24 protein-coding genes and 1 pseudogene are annotated in these 21,866 nt (G+C 63.6%); 2 read left to right on the forward strand and 23 right to left on the reverse strand.

What is annotated here, in order from left to right; genetic code table 11:
* Both CMI59_RS15405 and CMI59_RS15410 read right to left on the reverse strand, forming a co-directional pair.
* Nucleotides 1-338, reverse strand: a pseudogene (locus CMI59_RS15405) (P-type conjugative transfer ATPase TrbB); the annotation flags it as partial.
* Between the two features lie 229 nt (nucleotides 339-567).
* Nucleotides 568-1,125, reverse strand: coding sequence for a TetR/AcrR family transcriptional regulator (locus CMI59_RS15410; RefSeq protein ID WP_293329120.1), 558 nt, complete (start codon nucleotides 1,123-1,125; stop codon nucleotides 568-570).
* A gap of 82 nt (nucleotides 1,126-1,207) precedes the next feature.
* Between CMI59_RS15410 and CMI59_RS15415 the strand changes: the two genes are divergently transcribed.
* On the forward strand, nucleotides 1,208-1,669 hold the full coding sequence (locus CMI59_RS15415; protein ID WP_293329121.1) for a hypothetical protein: 462 nt from the start codon (nucleotides 1,208-1,210) through the stop codon (nucleotides 1,667-1,669).
* A gap of 119 nt (nucleotides 1,670-1,788) precedes the next feature.
* On the opposite strand, the gene CMI59_RS15420 is transcribed toward CMI59_RS15415, so the two are convergent.
* The 18 genes from CMI59_RS15420 to CMI59_RS15495 form a co-directional block, all read right to left on the reverse strand.
* On the reverse strand, nucleotides 1,789-2,217 hold the full coding sequence (locus tag CMI59_RS15420) for a CopG family transcriptional regulator (protein ID WP_293329122.1): 429 nt from the start codon (nucleotides 2,215-2,217) through the stop codon (nucleotides 1,789-1,791).
* Nucleotides 2,218-2,220: 3 nt separating this feature from the next.
* Entirely contained in the window at nucleotides 2,221-4,206 is a 1,986-nt protein-coding gene (locus CMI59_RS15425) for a conjugal transfer protein TraG (protein ID WP_293329123.1), read from the reverse strand.
* A gap of 310 nt (nucleotides 4,207-4,516) precedes the next feature.
* Nucleotides 4,517-5,086, reverse strand: a complete 570-nt coding sequence (locus CMI59_RS16940; protein WP_363102539.1) for a putative immunity protein — start codon at nucleotides 5,084-5,086, stop codon at nucleotides 4,517-4,519.
* Nucleotides 5,087-5,244: 158 nt separating this feature from the next.
* The gene (locus tag CMI59_RS15430) at nucleotides 5,245-6,984 is read right to left on the reverse strand and encodes a VirD2 family relaxase/mobilization nuclease (RefSeq protein WP_293329124.1); all 1,740 of its coding nucleotides are present in this window, start codon (nucleotides 6,982-6,984) and stop codon (nucleotides 5,245-5,247) included.
* Between the two features lie 243 nt (nucleotides 6,985-7,227).
* Complete coding sequence (locus tag CMI59_RS15435; protein WP_293329125.1) at nucleotides 7,228-7,995, reverse strand: lytic transglycosylase domain-containing protein; 768 nt, start codon at nucleotides 7,993-7,995, stop codon at nucleotides 7,228-7,230.
* 3 nt (nucleotides 7,996-7,998) lie between these two features.
* Nucleotides 7,999-8,334 (reverse strand): DUF736 domain-containing protein, encoded by a 336-nt coding sequence (locus tag CMI59_RS15440; RefSeq protein WP_293329126.1) that lies wholly within the window; start codon nucleotides 8,332-8,334, stop codon nucleotides 7,999-8,001.
* 48 nt (nucleotides 8,335-8,382) lie between these two features.
* A complete protein-coding gene (locus CMI59_RS15445; RefSeq protein WP_293329127.1) occupies nucleotides 8,383-8,928 on the reverse strand; it encodes a S26 family signal peptidase in 546 nt (181 codons plus the stop codon).
* Nucleotides 8,925-9,446, reverse strand: coding sequence for a DUF2840 domain-containing protein (locus CMI59_RS15450; RefSeq protein ID WP_293329128.1), 522 nt, complete (start codon nucleotides 9,444-9,446; stop codon nucleotides 8,925-8,927). The genes CMI59_RS15445 and CMI59_RS15450 overlap by 4 nt, the downstream gene beginning before the upstream one ends.
* Nucleotides 9,443-9,694 (reverse strand): hypothetical protein, encoded by a 252-nt coding sequence (locus tag CMI59_RS15455; protein WP_293329129.1) that lies wholly within the window; start codon nucleotides 9,692-9,694, stop codon nucleotides 9,443-9,445. The genes CMI59_RS15450 and CMI59_RS15455 overlap by 4 nt, the downstream gene beginning before the upstream one ends.
* Entirely contained in the window at nucleotides 9,691-10,329 is a 639-nt protein-coding gene (gene parA / locus CMI59_RS15460) for a ParA family partition ATPase (RefSeq protein WP_293329130.1), read from the reverse strand. The genes CMI59_RS15455 and parA overlap by 4 nt, the downstream gene beginning before the upstream one ends.
* Nucleotides 10,326-11,501 (reverse strand): replication initiator protein A, encoded by a 1,176-nt coding sequence (locus CMI59_RS15465; RefSeq protein WP_293329131.1) that lies wholly within the window; start codon nucleotides 11,499-11,501, stop codon nucleotides 10,326-10,328. Before CMI59_RS15465 ends, parA begins: the two co-directional genes overlap by 4 nt.
* Before the next feature lie 8 nt (nucleotides 11,502-11,509).
* Nucleotides 11,510-11,782: a helix-turn-helix domain-containing protein gene (locus CMI59_RS15470; RefSeq protein WP_293329132.1), complete on the reverse strand. Its 273-nt coding sequence runs from the start codon at nucleotides 11,780-11,782 to the stop codon at nucleotides 11,510-11,512.
* A gap of 132 nt (nucleotides 11,783-11,914) precedes the next feature.
* The gene (locus CMI59_RS15475; RefSeq protein ID WP_293329133.1) at nucleotides 11,915-12,385 is read right to left on the reverse strand and encodes a DUF2285 domain-containing protein; all 471 of its coding nucleotides are present in this window, start codon (nucleotides 12,383-12,385) and stop codon (nucleotides 11,915-11,917) included.
* Nucleotides 12,333-12,668, reverse strand: a complete 336-nt coding sequence (locus CMI59_RS16945; RefSeq protein ID WP_363102541.1) for a DUF6499 domain-containing protein — start codon at nucleotides 12,666-12,668, stop codon at nucleotides 12,333-12,335. Before CMI59_RS16945 ends, CMI59_RS15475 begins: the two co-directional genes overlap by 53 nt.
* A gap of 117 nt (nucleotides 12,669-12,785) precedes the next feature.
* Nucleotides 12,786-13,154 (reverse strand): DUF2285 domain-containing protein, encoded by a 369-nt coding sequence (locus tag CMI59_RS15480; protein ID WP_339614235.1) that lies wholly within the window; start codon nucleotides 13,152-13,154, stop codon nucleotides 12,786-12,788.
* A 20-nt stretch (nucleotides 13,155-13,174) separates the two neighbouring features.
* On the reverse strand, nucleotides 13,175-13,435 hold the full coding sequence (locus CMI59_RS15485; protein WP_293329134.1) for a helix-turn-helix domain-containing protein: 261 nt from the start codon (nucleotides 13,433-13,435) through the stop codon (nucleotides 13,175-13,177).
* A gap of 184 nt (nucleotides 13,436-13,619) precedes the next feature.
* A complete protein-coding gene (locus tag CMI59_RS15490) occupies nucleotides 13,620-13,940 on the reverse strand; it encodes a DUF736 domain-containing protein (protein WP_293329135.1) in 321 nt (106 codons plus the stop codon).
* 581 nt (nucleotides 13,941-14,521) lie between these two features.
* Entirely contained in the window at nucleotides 14,522-14,959 is a 438-nt protein-coding gene (locus CMI59_RS15495; protein WP_293329136.1) for a hypothetical protein, read from the reverse strand.
* Between the two features lie 219 nt (nucleotides 14,960-15,178).
* Between CMI59_RS15495 and CMI59_RS15500 the strand changes: the two genes are divergently transcribed.
* On the forward strand, nucleotides 15,179-15,808 hold the full coding sequence (locus tag CMI59_RS15500; RefSeq protein WP_293329137.1) for a LysE family translocator: 630 nt from the start codon (nucleotides 15,179-15,181) through the stop codon (nucleotides 15,806-15,808).
* Between the two features lie 49 nt (nucleotides 15,809-15,857).
* Here the strand turns inward: CMI59_RS15500 and CMI59_RS15505 are convergent, their stop codons facing one another.
* The 3 genes from CMI59_RS15505 to CMI59_RS15515 form a co-directional block, all read right to left on the reverse strand.
* Nucleotides 15,858-16,778 carry a DUF2493 domain-containing protein gene (locus CMI59_RS15505; protein WP_293329138.1) on the reverse strand — a complete coding sequence of 307 codons (921 nt, stop codon included), beginning with the start codon at nucleotides 16,776-16,778 and terminating at the stop codon, nucleotides 15,858-15,860.
* A gap of 324 nt (nucleotides 16,779-17,102) precedes the next feature.
* Nucleotides 17,103-18,167, reverse strand: a complete 1,065-nt coding sequence (locus tag CMI59_RS15510; protein WP_293329140.1) for a toprim domain-containing protein — start codon at nucleotides 18,165-18,167, stop codon at nucleotides 17,103-17,105.
* The coding region (locus tag CMI59_RS15515; protein WP_293329139.1) for a strawberry notch family protein at nucleotides 18,167-21,866 on the reverse strand (3,700 nt) is incomplete at its 5' end. The genes CMI59_RS15510 and CMI59_RS15515, both read right to left, overlap by 1 nt.

Genomic DNA, 21,866 nt, shown 5'->3' on the forward strand with positions numbered 1-21,866 from the left:
AAGGCCGGGGCCGCCACGACCGGCGGCAGAAGCCCCTCGAACCGCTCCCCCGTTCCGGGAAGCTCCGCCGAGACGCGCGGGCTCGCCGCATGGACCTCGGCGCTGACATGATGGGCGACCAGGCGGATGATGCGTTCGCCGTCTTCCGGTGCCAGGCGCTCGCCCGTATCGGATAGGCCTTCGGAGAGGCGGTCGATCCAGAGGCGCCCGTCCGGGTTCAGCATTACCTCAACGACGCCGCGGTCCTCCAGAAAGGTCGCGATGGCGGGACCGAGCGCGGTGCGCAGCATCCGCGCGCCGCGTGCGATCCCCTCCGAATTGTGTTGTGAGGCTGCCATCCGATCCCCGATCTCATGGGGACAAGCCGGACGGTCCCCATGCGGGGATGATTAAAAGAGCCTGATTTGGGGCTAATTCAACAAGGAATTAGCGTCGTCGTAGGGTAGCGTGCAAAGACAGGAAAACGGCGATGTTGTGCCTCATCCATTCGTCATAGCGGGCCGAAAACGACGAGAACTATGTCCGCACCATAGCCTTCTTAAGCCGCCCCTCGCGAAGGCGAACGGTTCACGACTCATCCTTCGTATCGGCGTCTAGGACGCGCATTGCCGCGCGAACGGCTTCCGTCTTCACGGTACTCGGCGGCATCGTAGCGGTCAGAAAAAGAGTTCGCGCCAGCCCACCAACCGCCATGACTGCGCGGACTGTCTCGACAACATCAGGATCTGGCCCGACCAAAATGTGGCTGATCCGCTCGATCCATTCTCCTGACCAGCGCTCAAGATCGACCGCGCGTAAGATCGAGGCGTCCCGCATAACGACCCGATACACGGCGAAATGGGAGAACAGCAGGTCGAATATCTCGCCGAGCAGTGTCTCCCGGTCGGGATTATCCTGTGCCTCGGCAGCGGAGAGGACATCGTCGAAAGCCTCGGTCATGGGTACGATAATCGCGCGGGCGAGGTCTTCCTTGGAGCGGAAATGATAATAGAGGGCGGCCTTGGAGAAGCCGAGTTCCTCGGCGATTTCCCGCAGGCTCGATTGTTCAAAGCCCTGTGTCGCGAAAGCGGTTGTTGCAACTGCAATGATCCTCTCGCGTGTCGATGGGTTGCGTTCGTTCACCATGGCCTCCGACTCAGTCCGCCTTCATTGTTCCTTGACATGGGCTGTAATACTACTTACCGTGCGGCAAGTAAGTTCATATTGATTGGTCGCACTCAAAATGAGTCAGGCTTCGGTAGAATTGCTGCTCTTTACCTTCGCGGCGCTATTTTGCGGACTTTTGCTGTTTGTCGCCGATGTGCTGCAGCGCATATTCAACGATATGGATACTGCCGCTTTCGCCCGTTTCATGCCGCTTCTCTACAAGCGTGCCGGCTACTCGCCCTTCGTTCTGGCATCGACGATCGTCCCCTTCTTTGGGATGTTCGTCTATTTAATTTTCTTCGGCTTCGACAATATCATCTTCGTCGCAGGGCTGGTGATCTTTGCGATTGGCATAACGGTGGCCAAGCAGATCAACGGGCCGCTCTATCGACAGATTATGGACGCTGATCCCAGCGATTCATCTTATTTGACCGGCAAACGGAAACGGCTGCAGGTCGCCAATATCAGCCGCGCCGCCATTGCGGTGGCCGGGCTGGTCGTCATGTATTTCGGTTTGATCTGATTCGGAAGCCATTGCCATGATCGCGACGGACAGGCTAACACCCGGTGCGGACACGGACTTTGAGCGGCTGGCGGAACAAATCAGATTCGACCTACACCATTACGTCGGCGGCAACGCCGCTATTCATCGTCTAACGCGATGTCCTCGGAAACCTCCTGCCGGAGTTTCGGCCCTTTCGCCAGTCTTCGGCCAAGTGCTGTGATGAATGCCTCATAGCGCTCTCCAGCCTTAGCGCGCGCGGCTTGCGCGGCAGGTTCAGGCAGAGCCGGTGTGGTCGCGAGCCAGAAGCGAATGAAGATTGCCAGTGTCTCGATCGAGATCCCGACATCTCGTTCCAGGCGTGCCAAGCGGCGATCGAGTTGGTCGAGCCGCTTGGCGATCAAGGCTTCGCGCCTTTCCACGTCGTCCGGCGACAGGAAAGAGGCGATCGCGGCCTCTGCAATCATGGACTGCGACCGCTCACGACAGGCAGCATAGTCCGCCAGCATCGTCATGACATCCGAGTCGAGATAAACGGAAATCTGCGTCTTCTTCTTGCGGCCGGGCATGGGCTAAAGCTCCATCCCGTCTTTGGAGTCCATAGATACCTGTCGTGCGACGCGTTGCAGGACGCGGGTCATCCGGCTGTTGCGCGCAGCTTCTTCCTGATCGTCGTCGACGAGGGCGATCTCGAACTCGTTTTCGATTGGCTCCTTCTTCTCGACGGGCTGGACACGGCTGAGCTCAGGCTGGCGCCGCCGCTCGGAATCTGTGGTGTCCTCCTCGTATTCAGCACTGCCAGAGCCGTTGGCGTGTAGGGTCGGTTTGGGTGGCAATGGCAACGTGCTCCATTCGTCTTTTTCGGCATCCGGGGGTTCTGGCTTCGACGGCGGTGGCAGAATCCGATCCTGGAAACGCAGGTCCTCGTAGTAGCGAACCTTCTTCGCGCGAATGGGCGATATGCCGGCGACCATGACGATTTCGTCCGCTGGGGGGAGCTGCATGACCTCACCGGGCGTCAGTAGCGGCCGAGCCGTTTCCTGCCGCGACACCATCAGATGACCGAGCCAGGGCGAGAGCCGATGCCCGGCGTAGTTCTTCATCGCACGCATCTCGGTCGCCGTGCCGAGGGCGTCCGATACACGCTTGGCGGTACGTTCGTCATTGGTCGCGAAGCTCACCCGGACATGGCAATTGTCGAGGATCGAGTTGTTCGGCCCGTAGGCCTTCTCGATCTGGTTCAGCGACTGCGCGATCAGGAAACTCTTGAGTCCGTAGCCTGCCATGAAGGCAAGCGCGCTCTCGAAGAAGTCGAGGCGGCCGAGCGCGGGGAACTCGTCCAGCATCAGAAGCAATTTGTGCCGCGCGGTCCTGGCCTGCAGGTCTTCGGTCAACCGTCGGCCGAGCTGATTGAGGATGAGGCGGATGAGCGGCTTGGTTCGGTTGATGTCGGAGGGCGGCACGACGAGATAGAGCGTCGCCGGGCGCTTGCCGCCGACCATGTCGGTGATGCGCCAGTCGCAGCGGCGCGTCACCTTGGCGACGACGGGATCGCGGTAGAGCCCGAGGAACGACATGGCGGTGGAGAGGACGCCGGAGCGCTCGTTGTCCGATTTGTTGAGCAGCTCGCGCGCTGCGCTGGCGATCACCGGATGCGGGCCGGCGTCACCCAGATGCGCGGTCTTCATCATGGCGGCGAGCGTGGATTCGATGGGGCGCTTCGGGTCGGACAGGAAGGCGGCGACACCGGCGAGCGTCTTGTCCTTCTCGGCATAGAGGACATGGAGGATGGCGCCGACCAGGAGGGCATGGCTGGTCTTCTCCCAGTGATTGCGCTTTTCGAGTGAGCCCTCAGGATCAACGAGGATATCGGCGATGTTCTGGACATCGCGGACCTCCCACTCGCCGCGGCGAACCTCAAGCAAGGGATTGTAGGCGGACGAGTTCGGGTTGGTCGGGTCGAACAGGAGCACGCGGCCGTGCCGGGCACGAAAGCCTGCCGTGAGTTGCCAGTTCTCCCCCTTGATGTCGTGAACGATGGCCGAGCCCGGCCAAGTCAAAAGCGAGGGAATAACCAGACCGACGCCCTTACCCGAGCGGGTCGGCGCGAAGCACAGAACATGCTCCGGGCCTTCATGGCGCAGATAGTCATCCTTGAGCTTGCCGAGGACGACACCGTCGGGTCCGAGCAGGCCAGCGGCCTTGATTTCATCGAGTTTCGCCCAGCGCGCTGATCCGTAGGTATCGACACTCTGCGCTTCGCGGGCGCGCCAGACCGACATGAGGATTGCGACCGCTATAGCGATGAACCCGCCCGAAACGGCGATGACGGCGCCCTCGATGAAGATCTGCGGGGCATAGGCATCGTAGATGTACCACCACCAGAAGAAGGCCGGCGGATAATAGATCGGCCAGCCGGCGACCTCGAACCACGGCGGGCCGAGTTGGGGCTGAAAGCCAAGCCGCCAGGCTGTCCACTCGGTAGCCACCCAGGTGGTAGTGAGGACAGTCGTGAAGACAGTGAAAATCTGACCCCAGAGAATTTTCGTACCAGACATGACGCATAGTCCGAGCAAATGCCAGTACGCTGGCGACTTGGATCGCGGCTGACAAGTCCGTTCCTGCCATTGCCGTAGAAACGGCAAGTAGCGGATACACAAACGCGCGTCGGAATGAGGATGGAGCCACCGGGCCGTCCAACGCACTGCCTCGAATGATCCGGCTCTGGTCGGTTGGCATAAGACTTGTGAATGTCGGCGATACTGAAGGGAGCTGATATTGGGTGGATGGCCCATTTCAACTCGAATCGGAGATCAGGCAGATTCATCACGATATATGACCGACCCTTCTCCTCTCTGATGCGAGAGGTCACGCTAGGTGATTTGGGTGCCGCTCGTTGTCATCGGCAAGGCGGGCCTGAAGGTTGCGAATGATCGTCCCAAGTTGACCTGAGGCGAGGAGCCCGGGCCCGAGAGGACCTGATCGGTTCTCGCCGACTGGAGGAAGCGACCGAAGTGCTGATCGCACTGCAACCGTCATGTGTCCGACCTGCCACTCAATCTCGTTCTGCGCGGCTTCCGGTCGGTCTGGGGCTGCCAGACTGACGGCTTTGACCGCATATGCCGCCGCCCCCAGCGCATGTGCACCCATGTGGCAGACCGCCGAAGCTTGACCGGCAGCTCTGGCCGCAGCAGCGGCCGCCGGTGATTTCACTTCACGCGCTGCGCTACCACCCCCGAACCGTTGGCGTATTTCCACTGCGGTATCCAGCTCTCCGCGGGCGAATGCCCGCGCTCGGGCAATGGCGGAGCGAGGACGGTCATCGCTGGGGCTTTCAGCTTCGAATAGCCAAAGTACGCGCTCGGCACATTCGGCGGCCCATTCAGCGACCAAACGCCGCTGGGATTCACTTAGCGTCTGCACCGAATTCGTCATCATCGCTACCCTGTGGTGCTTGGATTGGACGATATATGTCGCAGCTTACAAAAAGAACCAAAACGGGTCGAGATGGGTTAGGTATTTTCCGCCTACCAAGTCGCATTATGCGCGCGGGGCTGTCGTCGTGTAACACCCCAGCGTGGCCGGCTACATTGCCTTCACCGCCCCAGCCCTCGCTTGCGGCCGAAGCTCCAGTCGACACCACCGTCCTCGCGCGCGACGCCGGAGATATGGCGGCCGAGATGCTTCTCCATCGAGGGCGTCCAGGGCACGAGCTGGAAGCCGAGTCCGTCGTCTATCATCGCGAAGCGTCCCGAGGCGAGCGTCAGACGCTGGCGATAGGTCCCAGCCACATATTCGCCACTACTGGCGCGCTGGAACCACTGCCCGGTCTTCGCCGCCAATTTCTCTCCGAGCTTTTCCACCTCGCGCCGACGCAGCGTGTCGATAAGATTGCGGCTGAAGACGATGCGCCGACCCTGCCGCTCGGCAAAGCCTTCCCCGAGCAGATGGGCCGCCCGCCTGTCGAGGGCATTGCGCACCTCCGCGCCGAAGCCGCCTTCGGAGAGCGCGGCCGGCTCGCGCGCGATGTTCTGCCGGTCCAACCAAGTCGCCCCCGATGCGATCACCTGTCGTTCGATGTCGAGATCGGAGCGCACCGCGAGCGCGACCCGCCGCTGGCCACGGGAATCGTCATAGGCGCGCAATTCGACGATCGAGCCCGGCGTGCTGTCGCCGGCAGCATTGAGATCGGCGAGCTTGATGTGATGGCTGCGTCCATCAACGCCATCGACCACCGCATAGGCCGTGCCTTTGAGTTCGTCGTCGAGCCCGCGCTCGACCAGGCGGCCGACGATCGGCGTGTCGAGGCTTTCGGCCGCCAGCACATAGTCCGCCGATCTGCGCTCGATGCCGCGCTCGGTCAGGGCACGGTGCATGCGCTTGATGATGTCGCCGCGCTCGCCGAGCGCGCGCAGCGTCGCCTCGGCCCTTTCGCCGATCATCCATTGACCGGGGCCGACCTGCTCTGCGAGGCCAAGTGTTTCCAGCTTACGCAGGCGCCCGACCTTCAGCGCATGGAATTCATCGGGCTGTTCGCCCGGCTGCAGGGCGAGGTCGATGACGCCGGTCCGCCGGCCAACGCGCACAAGCTGACGGTCGAGCTGTGTCCAGCGCTCGGTCTCGATCTGGCTTTCGAGTGTCCGTCGGATATCGAGGTCGGTGCGGGGGCCAAGCTCCTGGGTGATGAGATGGCGCGCCCGGTCGCGCATGCCTTCCGTGATGTAGTCCCGCGAGATGACGAGGTCTTCGCCACCGTCGCGTACGCCGCGCACGATCAGATGGACATGCGGGTGCTCGGTGTTCCAGTGATCGACGGCGACCCAGTCGAGCTCGGTGCCGAGATCCTTTTCCATCTGGCCAACGAGGTCGCTGGTGAAGGATCGCAGGTCCGACATTTCCAGCGCATCATCAGGCGAAACGATGAATCGGAAATGATGCCGGTCATCCTCGCAACGCTCGGCAAAGGCGCTGCCATCCGCTTCCTCCTCTCCCGGCCCGAATAGCTGTGCCTTCTCCCCGTCGCGTGTGACGCCATCGCGGCGCAGATAATCGAGATGGGTGCCCAGCGGCACGGCACGGGCGGAATGGCGCACCACGCGCACCTTGATGACGGCGCCGCGCGAGCGCTCGGTGATGAGACGATTGGCCTGGATGCTGGCCCGCTGGCCATGGCCGAAGCGCGAGCGGTTGCCGGAGGTGATGCGCCCGGATCGCGACACGCCGCCGCCCGCCTTCTTCGCCGCCGCCAGCGCCTGGGCGATGAAGGGACGCGCCGCCTGGGCGCGAGTCGAACGGATGCGGCCAGGGCGGACGCGGAACTCGCGGTCATCGGCCATGGCGCCGTTCCGCAATGTGCGAAAAGCCCTGCAAAGCTGGGAAGTTGAGCGCTCTGCACACATTGCGGCGAGGTCGGACAATGTGCGGAACGCGCCAGAAAATCCAAACAAAACAACCGACCGACCGGCGCACAATGTGCGCCCTTTTATCCTGCCATCGGTCGGTTGTGATTCCTGCGGCTCCCCTTCGCGCACTCCATGACACGCCAGAGCCCGAGATCATGCGATAAGAGGTTAGATGCGTCATGGTTCACCCCCCGTGTCATCCTCCGCAATGAAGATGGTTTTGGGATGTGACTGATCCCCGGCATCGGGCTGCACCGGCACGGAAGCGGAGGTGCCGTCCGGGTGCTTGTCGGTGGCGCGGTGCGCGACCGTCCTGCGTTCAACTGGGCGCGGGACGAACAGCGGCGCCTCGCGCCAGTCGGGTGGCGGTGATGGCGCAGCCGGAGCGCCGGCTGACGGCACCGTTGCGCCCAGCGCCGGTGCAAGCAGATCGACATAGGCGCGGGTTTCGGCGGGCAACGGTCGGCCCGTCGCGAGATACTCATCATAGCGGTCGGGACCCGCATTGTATGCCGCGAGCATCGCCGGGATCGTGCCGTAACGGTCGTACATTTCGCGCAGATAGGCGGTGCCCGCCAGGATGTTGTCGCGCGGGTCGAAGGGATCGGAGCCGAGCCGATAGCGGGCGCGCAGATGGTCCCAGGTAGCCGGCATGACCTGCATCAACCCTTGAGCGCCGGCACGAGAGACCGCGCGCGTATTGCCAGCGCTTTCGGCACGCATGACGGCGACAATCCAGTGCTCGGGAATGCCGAACCGCTGCGCCGCCTCGGCAATATGCGCGGCAATGGGATCGCGGACTTCTTGTCGTCCGGTTGGCGTCGGCTGCGCAGATGCGCCGCTGGTATCGAACGCGGCGATGACCAGGCCGGAAAGGAGAAGGAGGACGATGCGGCCGCAGGGACCGCACCGCCGCAGTGCTGCTGACGGACCGATGAGCGGCATCGATCAGTCCTGCTCGTCGCGCTTCTTCGGACGCGTCCAGTGCAGGCCCCAGTCGCGTCCGTCCTCATCAGACTGGAACAGCCGGGCACGCACCGGAACCGCAAAGGCGGGATCGTCGAGGACGACGGAGATGAACGTGCCCGCGCGGTCGCCGGTATGTTTCCAGCCGGCACCGACTTCCGGGCCGGTCTCGTCGCCGAGATGAACGCGGTAGGCCGGTGCGTTCTCGCTGTCGGCATTCTCGGCCGCGACGAAAGTGAGCGCGCAGTCGAAGGACAGCGAGCGCATGCGTCCGCTGTAGCCGTCTGCTGTGCGGGTGAATTGTCCGATCTGGGGCATGATGAACTCCTGTTGGGATGCGGTGGGATTATTGGAAGGCGTACGGCATCACCGCGTCGGCGCACGCCAGACGAAGCGGCCATCGCCGTCTTCGTCGGTGTAGAGAGGGACGGCCCGGCCGATGACGGTCGTCGCCGGGAGCGGTCCGAAATACCGCCCGTCGAGGCTGTCGGGGACTTGCCAGTTCATGAGGAAGAGTTCGTTGTCAGCGACTGTGCGGCAGCCGCTCCAGACCGGCAGCGGGCGGTCCAGTTGATCACGGTCGCGGGCCTCGCCCATCGCGATTCCGTCGACCGTGATGGTGCGGCCAATCCGGCATATGCGCTGTCCCGGCAGCCCGAGGACGCGCTTCAGGATCGGCACGTCGCGGCCGATGTAGCCGCGCTCGACCATGAAGTCCTCGAGCGGCTCGGGCGGCATCACGGCGACCAGATCGGGGACGTCGAGATGCGCGGCGGGTTCGATGCGGTAGAGCCCGATCGGTGCGCTGGCCGACACATTCCAGACGAGCTTCAGCGATGTCGGAACGATGGCGGCCGCGGCGACGCCCATGACGGTGAAGTAGGTAAGCATCACGTAGCCGAAGCGGGTCATCGTTCGATCTCCCGCCGCTTGAGCCAGGCCTGGTGACGCTCCCGCGTGTAGGGACGCGGTTCCTGGCCGGCGCTCATCCGGTGCGCCACATGACGCCAGTGATCGGCTGCGACTTCGCAGGGATCGACGTCGGCGGCTTCCACTGCGTCGATGTGCTGGAGCACCTTCTCGACCTTCGGCCAGCCTTCGATCTTGAGCAGGATTTCCCCGCCGGGTCGCACGAAAGGCAGCGTCTGGTATGCGGCGCCGGGCTCGACGGGGCGCACGATGTCGATGCGCGAGATGACCGTGCCATAGTCGTTGGACGCCCAGCGCACAAAGGCGAAGATGGCGCCGGGACGGAAAGATACGACGCGCCTTCGGCGGTCGATGATCCGCTCGCCGGCCGCACGGCCGAAGCGAATCCAGTATTCGATCCTGCCCTCGATCCAGGTCAGTTCGATATGGGTGAGTGCGTCTGAAGTGTGGGCAGACGGCACCGGGCTGGCGCCGACACCGGAGGCCGTGGCGCCGGTCATGGGAGGTCTCCTTCGTCTTTGGGGAATTCGTGGGCGAGCAGGTCGCGCAGCATGTCGGCGACGGTGACGCCGCGCTGGAACGCGGCGATCTTGATGCGCCCGCGCAGTTCGGGCGTGATGTCGACGGTCAGGCGCGCGGTGAATCCGGAGGGCTTGCCGTCACGGGGTGCGGCATCGGCGGACCTGATCCATTGCTCGGGATCGCCCGGTCTCGCGGCGAAGGCGCGGCGGTTTGGACGGTCGCTCATGGAGCGAGCCTTCCGATCTCGGCCGCGAGCGCCGCCACTTCCCGCGCGGCGATGCTGTCTGCGTCGCACTCGCAAACGAGGCGGCCGGATTGAGCAGCCGAGGCGAAGATGACGCGCTGGCCGATCGTCGTGCGGAGCGCGGGCGGGTCCTGGTCGGCGAGCGCATCGCCGGTCTCGCGTGCGATGATGGTTCGTGCCGGACAGCGGTTGAGGACGAAGCGCACGGCGAGTTGCGGCCGGAATATCCGTGCCTCCTCGATCAGGCGCAGGATCTCCGCCGAGGCCCAGCCATCGAAGGGTGACGGCTGCACCGGAATGAGGATGACATCGGCGGCAAGCAGCGCCGAACGCATCAGTCCCGCGACACGCGGCGGACCGTCTATGACGACATGATCGGCAGTGCGGGCGAGCTCGGGGGCTTCGTGATGGAGCGTATCCCGCGCCAGGCCAATGACGCCGAAGCGTCGCGGCAGGCCCTCATGGCTGCGCCGTTCCGACCAGTCGAGCGCCGATCCCTGCGGGTCGGCATCGATCAGGGTGACAGTGGCCCCGCCTCGCGCCCATTCACCGGCGAGATGCAAGGCGAGCGTCGTCTTGCCGACACCGCCTTTCTGATTGAGGAGCGCCGCGATCATGACGCGCCTCTCTCGCCAGTACGGGCCGGATCGCTCTTGGAGACAGCGTCGTCATCGCGTTCAGAGAATGCCGTCTGGCGTCTGCGCTCTTCCTCTTTTCGGTGTGTCGGAGAGTGGTTTTCCCCAGAAGACGCGCTCCTACAAAAGTTAGATTCTTTGTTAGACTCTAAGTTAAGGGGTCGATTTTCGCTTTCTGCGGAAGAGGTTAGACGCGGCTTGGGTTCCTGATAGCACGATGGGTCGGTTCCCGATGGCACGATAGTCGGGGTTCCTGATAGCACGACGGCTTCCACAGCCTGTCCACAGGGCGCCGGCTCGAAGGCGAGCAGCGTGCGGCCGCCCGCCTCGATTTCGAGAAACAGGGAGTAGCCTGGCAGCGGCTGGCGCTGGATGATTGCGCGCAGTTCAAAGGAGAAACGCTTGAACGGCGAGAGGCTTCCGGATTTGACGTAGAGGTGCCGGAAGTCGAACCGCCAGCCGCGTTTCTGTCGGCCGCCATGCTTGCGCACGATCCGGTAGAGCCAGCGCTCGATCCCGCCCTTGAGGCCGAAATAGGCGCGGTCGATGGTGAGGACGAGCGCCTCGTCCAGCACCGCCTTGTAGAACCAATCCGGCACGATGAGTTCGATGCCATCCGGATTGCCGAACGCATCGGCGCGTTCGGTCCATTCGTTGATCCAGGAGAAGCGGTGCATGCGCCGACCGGTCGTACGACTGCTCGGCGGACCTTCACTTCGCCCGCGTGGATTGGACGGTGGCTGCCGCAGGGTGGTCGCGACAGTCGTCGATTGCAGCCGGTCGAGCGCGGCTCTCAGCCGGCGATAGTCGCGCGCACTGGTGCCACGTCCGACGAAGGTCAGGATTTCGTATGGGGTGGTTGCGATCAGGCGCGACGTGCGAAAGCCGTTGTCGCGCGCCTCGACGATCTGGCTGGCCACCCAGATCAGGATGTCCGCATCCCAGATCGTGGCCATGCCATGCTCTGGCACGGCTTCCACGCGGATGGCGATCTCGCCGGAACGGTATTCGATCGGCTCGACGCGGTGGGATTTGGACAGGGAGAAAAACGGATAGGCCATGAGGTCCTGCGTATCGCGCGGCGCGAGATCGCTCGGCAGAGCGCGGAACAGCTCAAGCTGCTCCCGTTCCGATCTGCGAGGCCGCGCCGTCATGGGAATAATCAGCGGTTTTCGGCAGACGACGGGTCGTCATGACGTTTGGCCGGAAGGACCGTGCCGGCGCCGGGGTCGGAGGTGGATTGCTTGGCGCCGCGTTCCGCCCAGGCCTGCAGGTCATCGACGGAGTAGACGACACGGCCACCGAGTTTGCGGTAGGCAGGACCGGTCCCGTAGGTGCGGTGCTTTTCGAGGGTTCGGGCGGAAAGGCTGAGAAAGCGCGCTGCTTCGGGCGTTCTCAGATAGCGCGGCGGAATGCCGGCGGTGGCTGCGGACATGATCGTGCCTCCGTGATCCTTGTTGGCGCCGCCGGATATCGGCGGGGCGTCAGGGTCACGGTGGCGGAGAAGGATGGGCGTGGGGGAGTGCGAAGATTCTAAAGAAAATTCGCACCCCGATGGCCTCTAGTCTCAGGCGGGGCGGTGGCCGAGAAGGAGGCGGCGATAGCCGCCGGCGACTAGGTCAAAGCCGGCGGCGACGCGACGCATAACGGTGTCGCGCAAAGGAGTGGACTTCCAGGTGATGGCGTTGACTGGTGCGGCGCCGAAGACGGCTTCGGCGATTTCCTGATAGGTGGCGCCTGCTTGGCGTGCGTCGATTGCGCGGAGGCTTTCGATGAGGCGTTGCCTGCGTTGCGGCGTCAATCGCCTGTCAGGCAATCTCCGGTGATAGAGGACAGCATCGCGAAACCGAACAATCGCATCGACTCGGTCCTGCATGAACTGGTCGATGAGCGTAACTGCCGCGACCGGTCCGTCGGGTACTCTGCCGTCGAGGCAGATTGCCACGAAGTGATCGGTGTCAATCACGAAGTGAATATAGAGGCCTTCATCCGATGGTCGGGCATCGGCCGGAACGACCTTGAAGTTCACGGTTGTCATGTTTGGCCCCTGCTGAGGGGCGAAGATCAGGACGCTCGGATCGACAGCAGGGCTCCAGAAGATGTCTGCATTTGGAGCGGACAAGTACGGCGCTATCGGGAAAGCGCAACCCCCAGTGCGCCGTCAGCGCTGTCGCGGCGTGATAGTCCGCCGGATCGGAAGCCGAGACTTCCCTTTCATATTCGGGATTGCGCCTGAGAAATTCCCAGGCGAGTTCGGAAGGGTTCAGACCGTTCAGATATCGATAGTCCGTCGGGTCGCGCCAGTTTGTTTCCGCCACCATGCCGATTTCCTCCCCGACTCTACGCGGTGGTTCGCAGGTCGTTGGAAGATCGCGTTAAAATTGAAACTTGGATAGCCGGGCAACCGACATATGGAGATGCGTTTTGCGCATCACCTGTCAGTGATAGGCGGATCGAAGAAGATCGCGGTAGCCGTTCTCCGTCATCCAATGCGCGCGGTCGAGATGTGTCTGGTGAACGTGTTGAGCTCGCTCGGGCTGCACGTCTGGATCGAGCCCAAAAATAATGCGGACAGCTTCTGCCCAATGCGCGGCATCGGCCTCCGCATCGAGCAAACGAAGATAGGTCGCGAAATGCGCACGATCGTATTCGGTCAGGTTTTCGCTATGCGGCGGCTCGTCCAGAAAGTCAGCTTGCCCCATCTGTCCCCCAGTCTCTTGGCGCGAGGCCTCGGTGCATATGGTTAACGCAATTTGCCGAAATTTGTAGAGGCGCGCCGAAATATCGCTGCGAAAGGTGTGGCGCATTGCGCCTGACACCTCCGTCGTCAGGCCAGCGCTTCTGGCTTGGTAGGGTTCGCGGCATCGACAATCATCACTCCTTCTCCTCGGTCAGAAGACAGGAAGACGATGCCTGCTGCTTCCAGCGCCCGGCGAATCTGGTCGCATGTGCTCTCATGCACCTTGAGTCCGTTAACAGACTCGAGGCGCTTGAGCGCGGTCAGCGAAACCAGGGCCTTCTCTGCGAGCATCTCTTGTGTCCAACCGAGCAATGCGCGCGCGGCCCGTGCCTGTCGGGCGGTGATCATGCATGATCACCTCCTACAGACCTCGGCATTCACGCCACTAAAACGACTATAATAGTCGCCTTTTGCAAATTTGAAAGCAGAAAAACCGTTTTGAATCGGGCAATCTGTGGTTGGCGGTGCAACTGATTCGGTCGGCGATAGAAGAGGTCCCGCCCGGGCTTGCCGGGCGGGAACCTGTCTGGCTTCACTCGCCGTTGCGGCGGGTGGGGCGGGACCAGATGAGGCTGTAACCGCCGTCCTCGTCGTCGAAGAGGTTGGCGTAGATCGGAGCGGTGAAGCTCGGATCGTCGAGCTTGAGGCCGAGATAGTCGCGGCCTTCACCCGACTGCTTGGACCAGGCTGCCCCGATTTCGGCGCGGCCCACCAGGACGCGGTGGCTGGGAGCGTTCTCGCTGGTCTGGTTGGTTTCGGGGACGATGCGGACATTCTTGGCCTGCACGTTGAGGGTGACGATTTCGCCGGTGAATTCGTTGCCGGACTTCTTGAAGGTGCCGATGGTTGCCATGGTAGTTCTCCTTGATCACTGGTTTCGAGCCCGCACCATGCGGCCTCGATGGCGATCGGAGGGGCCGGAGGCGATCGACGGCGCATCGCTTGCGACCGCAGCGTCAGCGGAGGAGGGCGATCCGGCGGGTTTCTTGCCTCGCGAGGAATGACGGCGCAGCCGGCAGGGGAAGAAACTTGACGGGCGTCATTGCGCCATAGGCGATCGAGGCGCAGCCGGTCTTCGGCCAGATCAGCCCATTGAAGAGGCCGTTTGGAGCGGTCGGCTCACTGGGATCGTTCAAGGAGGGAATGGCAGCTCTGAGTGCCCCGGTTTGTGTCCGGCGAAGCAACGGAAGTCGTCTTTAGCGCTGCAGGCCAGTCCGCTGCATATCCAGCAATGCCACCTGATGCGGAAGCAAGCCAATCTGCGTCCGGTACCGGTTGCGCTGTTCGGGGTAGACTACGCCATGCCGTCCGGGCGTGCCGGTTCTCGACTGAAATCGTCGATGCGTCCCACACCGCGTCTCCGCTTCGCTCAGCCTTCGACACGGACGCGGCACAAGACCTCAGCCCCTGTCCCGGCTTCGCCTGCAATGGCATTCAGATGCTGGCAGGCGTCTGTCCGGTAGGCCCGGGCGGGGCCATTGAGGTCAGGCGCACGAACGCCGTGATGCCGACCGCCACCGCGCCGATCACGGAGAAGACGGTCTGCCAGGTCTCCGACGGCATGAGATGTTTGACGATGCCGTGGGTGGCGTGAAAGCCCGCAACGGCGGCAGGTGCGACGAAAGCGAGCGCTACGGCGAGTTTCAACCACATTGGCCGGGCGAACAGGATGAGGAACTGCGCAAGGCCGAACACAAGGCCCGCGCCGACAAGACCGACAAGGACGCTGCCCGGCAGGCCCGCGCCGGTCTGATAGGCCCACATTCCTGCCGCCACTCCGCCGAGCGCCGGCAAAGCGTAGATGGCGAGCGTGAACAGCAACCAGCAGAGGACTGCAATTGCAGTGATGGATCCGAGAATTGCAATAATCATGGTGGCATCTCCGTAAGATGAGGTTCGAACGGTTGCGCCTCCACCACCACCTCGGCGCACGTCACAACTTTACCATACCAAGGGTTGAACCGCGAGCGGGTCGGGTCGCTACGAGCCCGAGAGTGACTAGCGCTACCAAGCACAAAGCGATCCCATATTTTTTCTTTACATCATTTCATCCCTGTGGCTGGCTCGCTGGAAATCTCGAAAGGTGTTCTCATGGATTTTCAGATCTGGCTTGCGTTTGTTGCAGCCTCCATCGCGCTCTTGCTCATTCCAGGACCCACCGTTCTACTGGTCCTCAGCTATGCGATCAGCCAAGGAAAACGGGTGGCGTTAGCGACTGTCGGTGGCGTGGCGTTGGGTGACCTTATCGCAATGTCAGCTTCCCTTGCTGGCTTGGGGGCATTGGTTCTTGCGTCGGCCACTCTGTTTACGGCCCTGAAGTGGGTCGGCGCGGTGTATCTGATTTATCTCGGGATCAAACTTTTCCGAAGTGCATCAACGGCTTCGCTTGACGAATTGGAGAAAGTCACGGAATCGAACACATTAAGCGTGTTCGGACACGCCGCGGCCGTGACAGCACTCAATCCCAAGTCGATCGTGTTCTTCATCGCGTTCGTTCCTCAGTTTGTGGTCGTTGATCTTCCGCTTATCCCGCAGTTCGCAATTCTGGTTGTCACATTCGTCGGACTGGCCGCGATCAACGCACTTGTCTATGCGCTATTGGCTGACAAGTTACGGACGAAAATTGCTCGCCCATCGGTTTTGGCCTGGTTCTCCCGGCTGGGCGGAAGCGCCCTGATAGCAATGGGCGTAGCGACAGCAGCATTCAAGCGTTCGCAGTAACCCAAACTGAAGGTCAGATCCGTCCCGTAAGGCCACTATTTGTGGCGGTTCATTCGAACCGCCAGACCGGAATGCCGAGCTTCCTGGCCTTGTCGGCGAGGTTCTCCTGAATGCCGGTGCCGGGGAACACCATGACCCCGATCGGAAGGACATCGAGCATTTGGTCATTGCGCTTGAAGGGTGCTGCGCGACCGTGCTTCGTCCAGTCCGGTGCGAAGCCGATCTGGGTGACGTTGCGATGATCGGCCCACCGGGCGGCAATCTTCTCGGCGCCTTTGGGCGATTTGCCATGCATCAGCACCATGTCCGGATGCTTGGCGTAAACCTGATCGAGCTTGTCCCAGATCAGCTTGTGATCGTTGTAGTCGGCGCCTCCGGAGACGGCGACCTTTGGACCTGCGGGCAACAGCACCTCGCGGTTGGCGCGTTTGCGTTCGGAGATGAAGTCCCGACTGTCGATCATCGCCGATGTCAGGGCGCGATGATTCACCTGCGAGCCGGTGCGCGATGACCAGGGTGATCCGGTGGTGCGGAGATAGTGCTCGGCGGCGCTGTCGCGGAATACTTCCAGGCTGTCGCGGCGTTCGATGAGGCCTTGTCCGGTCTCGATGAGCCGTTCGAGCTCGACCGCCTTGATTTCGGAGCCGTCCTGTTCGCGCTGTCCGCGCTTCTGGGCCTGCTCGTTGTCGTCGAGTTTGCGTTCGAGCCGGTCGGCAGCGCGGTGGAACATGTTGACGGTCGACCAGAGGAGGTCATCAAGTTCGCCATCGAGAGCCGTGTCGGCCATGGTGGCGATGAGGGCGTCGAAGATGTCGGAGACTGCGCCGGCGATGACGTTGTCCTCCGGGACGAGGCGTGGATCCGGGCCGTGCCCGTCGTGACGGTAGCCGTGGAGTTCCAGTTCGTTCAGCGCGTGCTCGGTTGGCGAGGATTCGTGATGGGGTTCGAAGGTGTCGTCGTCGAGTGTCATCGGGTGGCTCCCTTTGTCGGTTGGCCGCGCCCGCCGCGGCCTTCATGGCGCCGAAAGACGGCGGGCGGGCCGGGCCTGCATCCTGGAGCGGCAGCGCAAGGACCGGAGCGGCAGCGGAGGATGGCGGAGGCCGGCGATTTTGTTTCGCGATGGAAAGGCCCGCAGGGCCGCCGGAAAATCGTTGGCCGTAGCCATTGCCGGACCGGGCCGCCTGCTGTCCGGTCGCCCTCTGAAGAAGGCCGGGGCGCGGCCCTCTCCGGCATTCACGGGGAGGCGTTGACGAAGGCTGCGACGTCACCGCCATATCCCGCACCGCTGCCCCGTTCAGGCGGACAGAACGGACTCCATGAACCTGGCGACATCCTGCGGGGCGAGTTGGACCCGGATCGAGGCCCGGAAGGCGTCGATTTCCCGTAGGCGCAGATCCTCGTTGAGATCGCCCAGCATCGGCGAGAGTGGCAGCGCCTCTATGCCGAGCGCATCGGCTCGTTCAACCAGCGTATCCCGCGCGCCGTCGCCAGCCGGGTCGTCGTCGCGGACGATATAGAGCCGACGCAGTGTGTCCGGGAACAAGATGGCGGCGAGATGGGCTGCGGAGAGCGCGGCTGCCATCGGCATCTCGGGCAGTACGCATCGCAGCGACAGCATGGTCTCGATCCCTTCGCCCGCCGCCATGACCTCCCCCGCAACACCGAACCGGACGGCATGGCCGAGCAGGTCGCCCATTGCGCGTCGTGGCGTCTCGATCGGAGCTTTGCCGAGCGTCGCCTCGCTGAAGCCGTTCGGGTCGAGCCAGGTGCGATGCGCGCCGGTCTGGTGACCGTCGAGATCAGTGACCGATGCGATCAGGGCCGGCCAGTTCTCTGTCTGGCTATGCTCGTCGGGCCGGTAATAGCAGCGCGGATGAAACCGCAGCGACCCGGTTCCGTGCAATGCCGTAATGCCGCGTCTACGGAAATACGATTCCGCGGGTGTGCGCGTAATCGGCTGCGCCATCGAGAACAGTCGCTTGGCCGCCAGTGGCGAACCTGTTGGCGCGGGCGATTTGCGTCCGGGTGATGATGCGGGCTCCGGTGCGGGATACGGCAGGCTGAGGAACCGCCGCGCCTCGTCGGCGACGTCCCTGAACTCGACAAGACCGCAGCTTTCACGGATCACATCGAGCAAGTCACCGTGTTCACCCGTCGCTGCGTCGGTCCATTTGCCCGCCGCGCCCTTGCCGGACTCGGGGCCTGTCAGGCGCACGAACATCGAGCGCCCCTTTGTGTTGCGCACGTCGCCCACCATCCAGTAGCGGCCCTCGCGCCGCCCGCTGGAAAGATATTCGCGGCACACGGCCTCGGCCCGCCGACCGAGACGATGTGCAAGATCGGATGCGTCGCGGGTCATCATGCTGCCTCCCGCTCGGCGATGCGCTCGACCGGAAACCGCTCCAGCAGCTTGGCGAGGACCGCAGCGCCGGACGCGTCGGTCGGGACGAACAGCCGGAACTTCCACGAGATGATCTCGCCGAAGAGGCCATAGGCCTTGAGGCGGTCGCGCATCGTGTCGGTGAAGCCGGTAAGCTCGATACGGTTCGCGCCCATGACGCGGGCGCGGCGAAGTTGCAGGCCCTCGGAGAGATCGAGGACCGTGCGGCCGTCGGTGAGCGCAGCGATGGCGTCGTTCGCCGAAAGGCTGGCGGCGCCCGTCGTCGCCGCGTTCGCGGCCCAGGTTGGTGAGACCTTGCGGCCGATGATCCGCTCGCCATCATCGGTCTGCAGCCGGTAGACCCGCGTCGATTCATTGGGCAGGCGCTTCCATATCGGCAGCAACAGTCCGGAAACTATATGCACGATGCTGTCGGTAAACTCCGGGACCGCCGCCACCTCGGTGTCCCAGATGCGCGCAAACGTTTCGCGGTCGGTTTCGACCCAGTGCGTGTCGCCCATCATTGCGACGGGCACCTTGGTGGACTCCATCGGCCGGATCAGGCGCACCCGGCGTTCGACGACACCGTCGTCGTCGATCACGCTGGTGGTCGGAACGCGCACGGCGGCCCGGCCCGATCGCTCGTTGACCAGCAGGGCCGCACGCGGATCGGCGAGATGGTCGAGCGCCTCGTCGAGCGTGACGGGATGGTTGCGCTCCCGCTGCGCGACGGTGAGCAGCGTAGTCTCCGCGCCGGTGGCTGGATGCGTGTGGATTACCTGCCGGTCGGTGACCGTGAACTGCTCGCCCCTCAGCGTTTCCAGCCCGACATCATATGTGCCGCTGGCGATGGCACCCTCGATCCGGGCGGTGAGGATCTGCTCGAAATGCGCGAACAGGATGTTCTGCAGATCGATGGTGAGCGCCAGAAGCCGGTTGAGAAAGGTGGTGATCGGCGGCAGGTCATCCTTGATGCCGGTGTCGTCCACGATCTTCAGCCCCGTGGACGTTTCGAAGGTCTGAAGCGGGCAGCCTGCGACCTTGCCGCCGACGATCATCAGATAGAGCCGGCGCAGCGCGTCGCGTGCATAGGCGCTTTCGAGATTGTCCTCGGCGCGGAACAGGCCCTGGCCGCCGGTCTGGCGCTGGCCGCGGGTGATCGCGCCCAAAGTATCGAGCCTGCGGGCGATGGTGGAGAGGAAGCGCTTCTCCGCCTTCACATCCGTGGCGACCGGACGGAACAGCGGAGGCTGCGCCTGATTGGTGCGGTTGGTGCGCCCGAGGCCCTGGATCGCGGCGTCCGCCTTCCAGCCCGGTTCCAGCAGATAGTGGACGCGCAGCCGCTGGTTCTTCGCCGCAAAGTCGGCATGATAGGAGCGCCCTGTGCCCCCGGCGTCCGAGAAGACAAGGATACGCTTGGCGTCATCCATGAAGGCCTGGGTTTCGGCGAGGTTTGCCGAGATCGCGCGGCCTTCTACGGCGAGGCGATCAGCGGTGGCGCCGGCACCGGGCTTGCGGACGATGCGGCGCGAACGGCCCGTGACTTCGGCGACCATGTCGGTGCCGAAGCGATGGATGATCTGGTCGAGCGCGCCGGGGACCGGCGGCAGCGAGGCGAGCTTCTCGATCAGCCTGTCGCGCCTTGCGACGGCCTCGCGGCTTTCGACGGGCTGGCCATCGCGAGTTACCGGGCGGGAACACAGATTGCCCTCGGAGTCGGTGAAGGGCTCGTAGAGCTGCACAGGGAAGGAATGGGCCAGGTAGTCGAGCACATATTCGCGCGGCGTGATGTCGACCTGGACGTCGTTCCAGTCCTCGGTCGGAATCTCGGCCAAACGACGTTCCATCAGGGCTTCCCCGGTCGAGACGATCTGGATGACGGCGGCATGGCCCGCTTCGAGATCGGCGTCGATGGCGCGGATCAGCGAAGGCGTCTTCATCGCCGTGATGAGGTGGTTGAAGAAGCGCTGCTTGGCGCTTTCGAAGGCCGAGCGGGCGGCCGATTTGGCCTGCCGGTTGAGCGTACCTTCGCTGCCCGTGACGTTGGTCGCCTGCATGGCGGCATCGAGATTGTTGTGAATGATGGCGAAGGCGCCCGCATAGGCGTCGTAGATGCGCCGCTGCTCGTCGGTGAGCTGGTGCTCGACCAACTCGTATTCGACCCCTTCATAGGACAGCGAGCGGGCCTGGTAGAGGCCGAGCGCCTTGAGGTCGCGCGCCAGCACCTCCATGGCTGCGACCCCGCCATCCTCAATCGCCTCGACGAACTCGGCGCGGGTGGCGAAGGGGAAATCCTCGCCACCCCAGAGACCAAGCCGCTGGGCATAGGCGAGATTGTGGACCGTCGTGGCGCCGGTCGCCGAGACGTAGACGACGCGTGCGTTGGCGAGCGCGTGCTGCAGGCGCAGTCCCGCGCGGCCCTGCTGCGAGGCGGCCTGGTCGCCACGTTCGCCCTTCGATCCGGCGGCGTTCTGCATGGCGTGGCTTTCGTCGAAAATGATCACTCCATCGAAATCCTCTCCCAACCAATCGACGATCTGCCGGACACGCGAAACCTTGGATCCGCGCTCGTCGGAGCGCAGCGTGGCATAGGTGGTGAATAGGATGCCCTGCCGCAGGCGGATGGGCGTGCCCTGGCGAAAACGCGGCAGGGGCGTAACGAGGAGTCGTTCCTGGCCGAGCGCCGACCAGTCGCGCTGCGCATCCTCGAGCAGCTTGTCGGATTTGGAGACCCAGACGGCGCGGCGACGGCCCTTGAGCCAGTTGTCGAGCAGAATGCCAGCGACCTGGCGGCCCTTGCCCGCGCCGGTGCCGTCGCCGAGGAACCAGCCACGCCGGAAGCGGACAGCCTCGGCGGCGTCCTCCGCCGCGGCAGTGACCACATCGCAGGTCTCGTCGACGGTCCATGCGCCGGCGAGATGCTGGGCATGGGCTTCGCCGGCATAGATCACGCTTTCGAGCTGGGCGTCGGAGAGAGTGCCGTCGGCCACGAGCGCTGCTGGCAGATGCGGGCGATAGTTCGGTGTCGGCGGCGCCACCGAGGCCATGGCGGCCGATTGCACAAGTCGGGTCGGATGCGTCTGAGAGCCGGGAATGCGGATCGACTGAAGCGCGTATTCCTCGTAGATCGCATCGGTGAGTTGCCCGCCCTGCGGCGGAGTCCAGTCGACCGTCTCATAGGTGAGCTCTTCGCCTGTCGGCTCGGCGATAGACGATGCGGTGCTGATACCACCGTAGGCGCAGGGCGCCGCTGCGGTCGAGCGCGCCTGGTTGACCGGCTGTTGGGAGATCGCCGGCAAGGAAGCCGGTGCGCGGGGCGGCATGTCCGCCTCGATCCAGCCAAGCAGCGTCGCGACATCAGGCGCGATGCCCCGCGATGCCGGAAACGCGGTGGGATCATCGGCCGCGATCTTGTCGACCACCGTCAGCCGCGTGTCGATGGCGGTGCCATGGCGCGCATAGACCGCACCGTCGATCGCAGCGGTGAAGACGACGCGCCCATGCTCCTGCAATCGCATGAAGGCGTCCCGCCATTTCGGGATCTCGGGTGCGAAGCTGGCGCCGGTGATGGCAACGAGACGTCCGCCGGGCGCCAGGCGCGCCAACGCCGAGGTGACATGACGATAGGCGGCGTCGGCCATGCGCCCGGAGACATTGGCCATCACCGAGAATGGCGGG

It is taken from the genome of Parvibaculum sp. (assembly GCF_002684405.1).
GTDB lineage: Bacteria > Pseudomonadota > Alphaproteobacteria > Parvibaculales > Parvibaculaceae > Parvibaculum.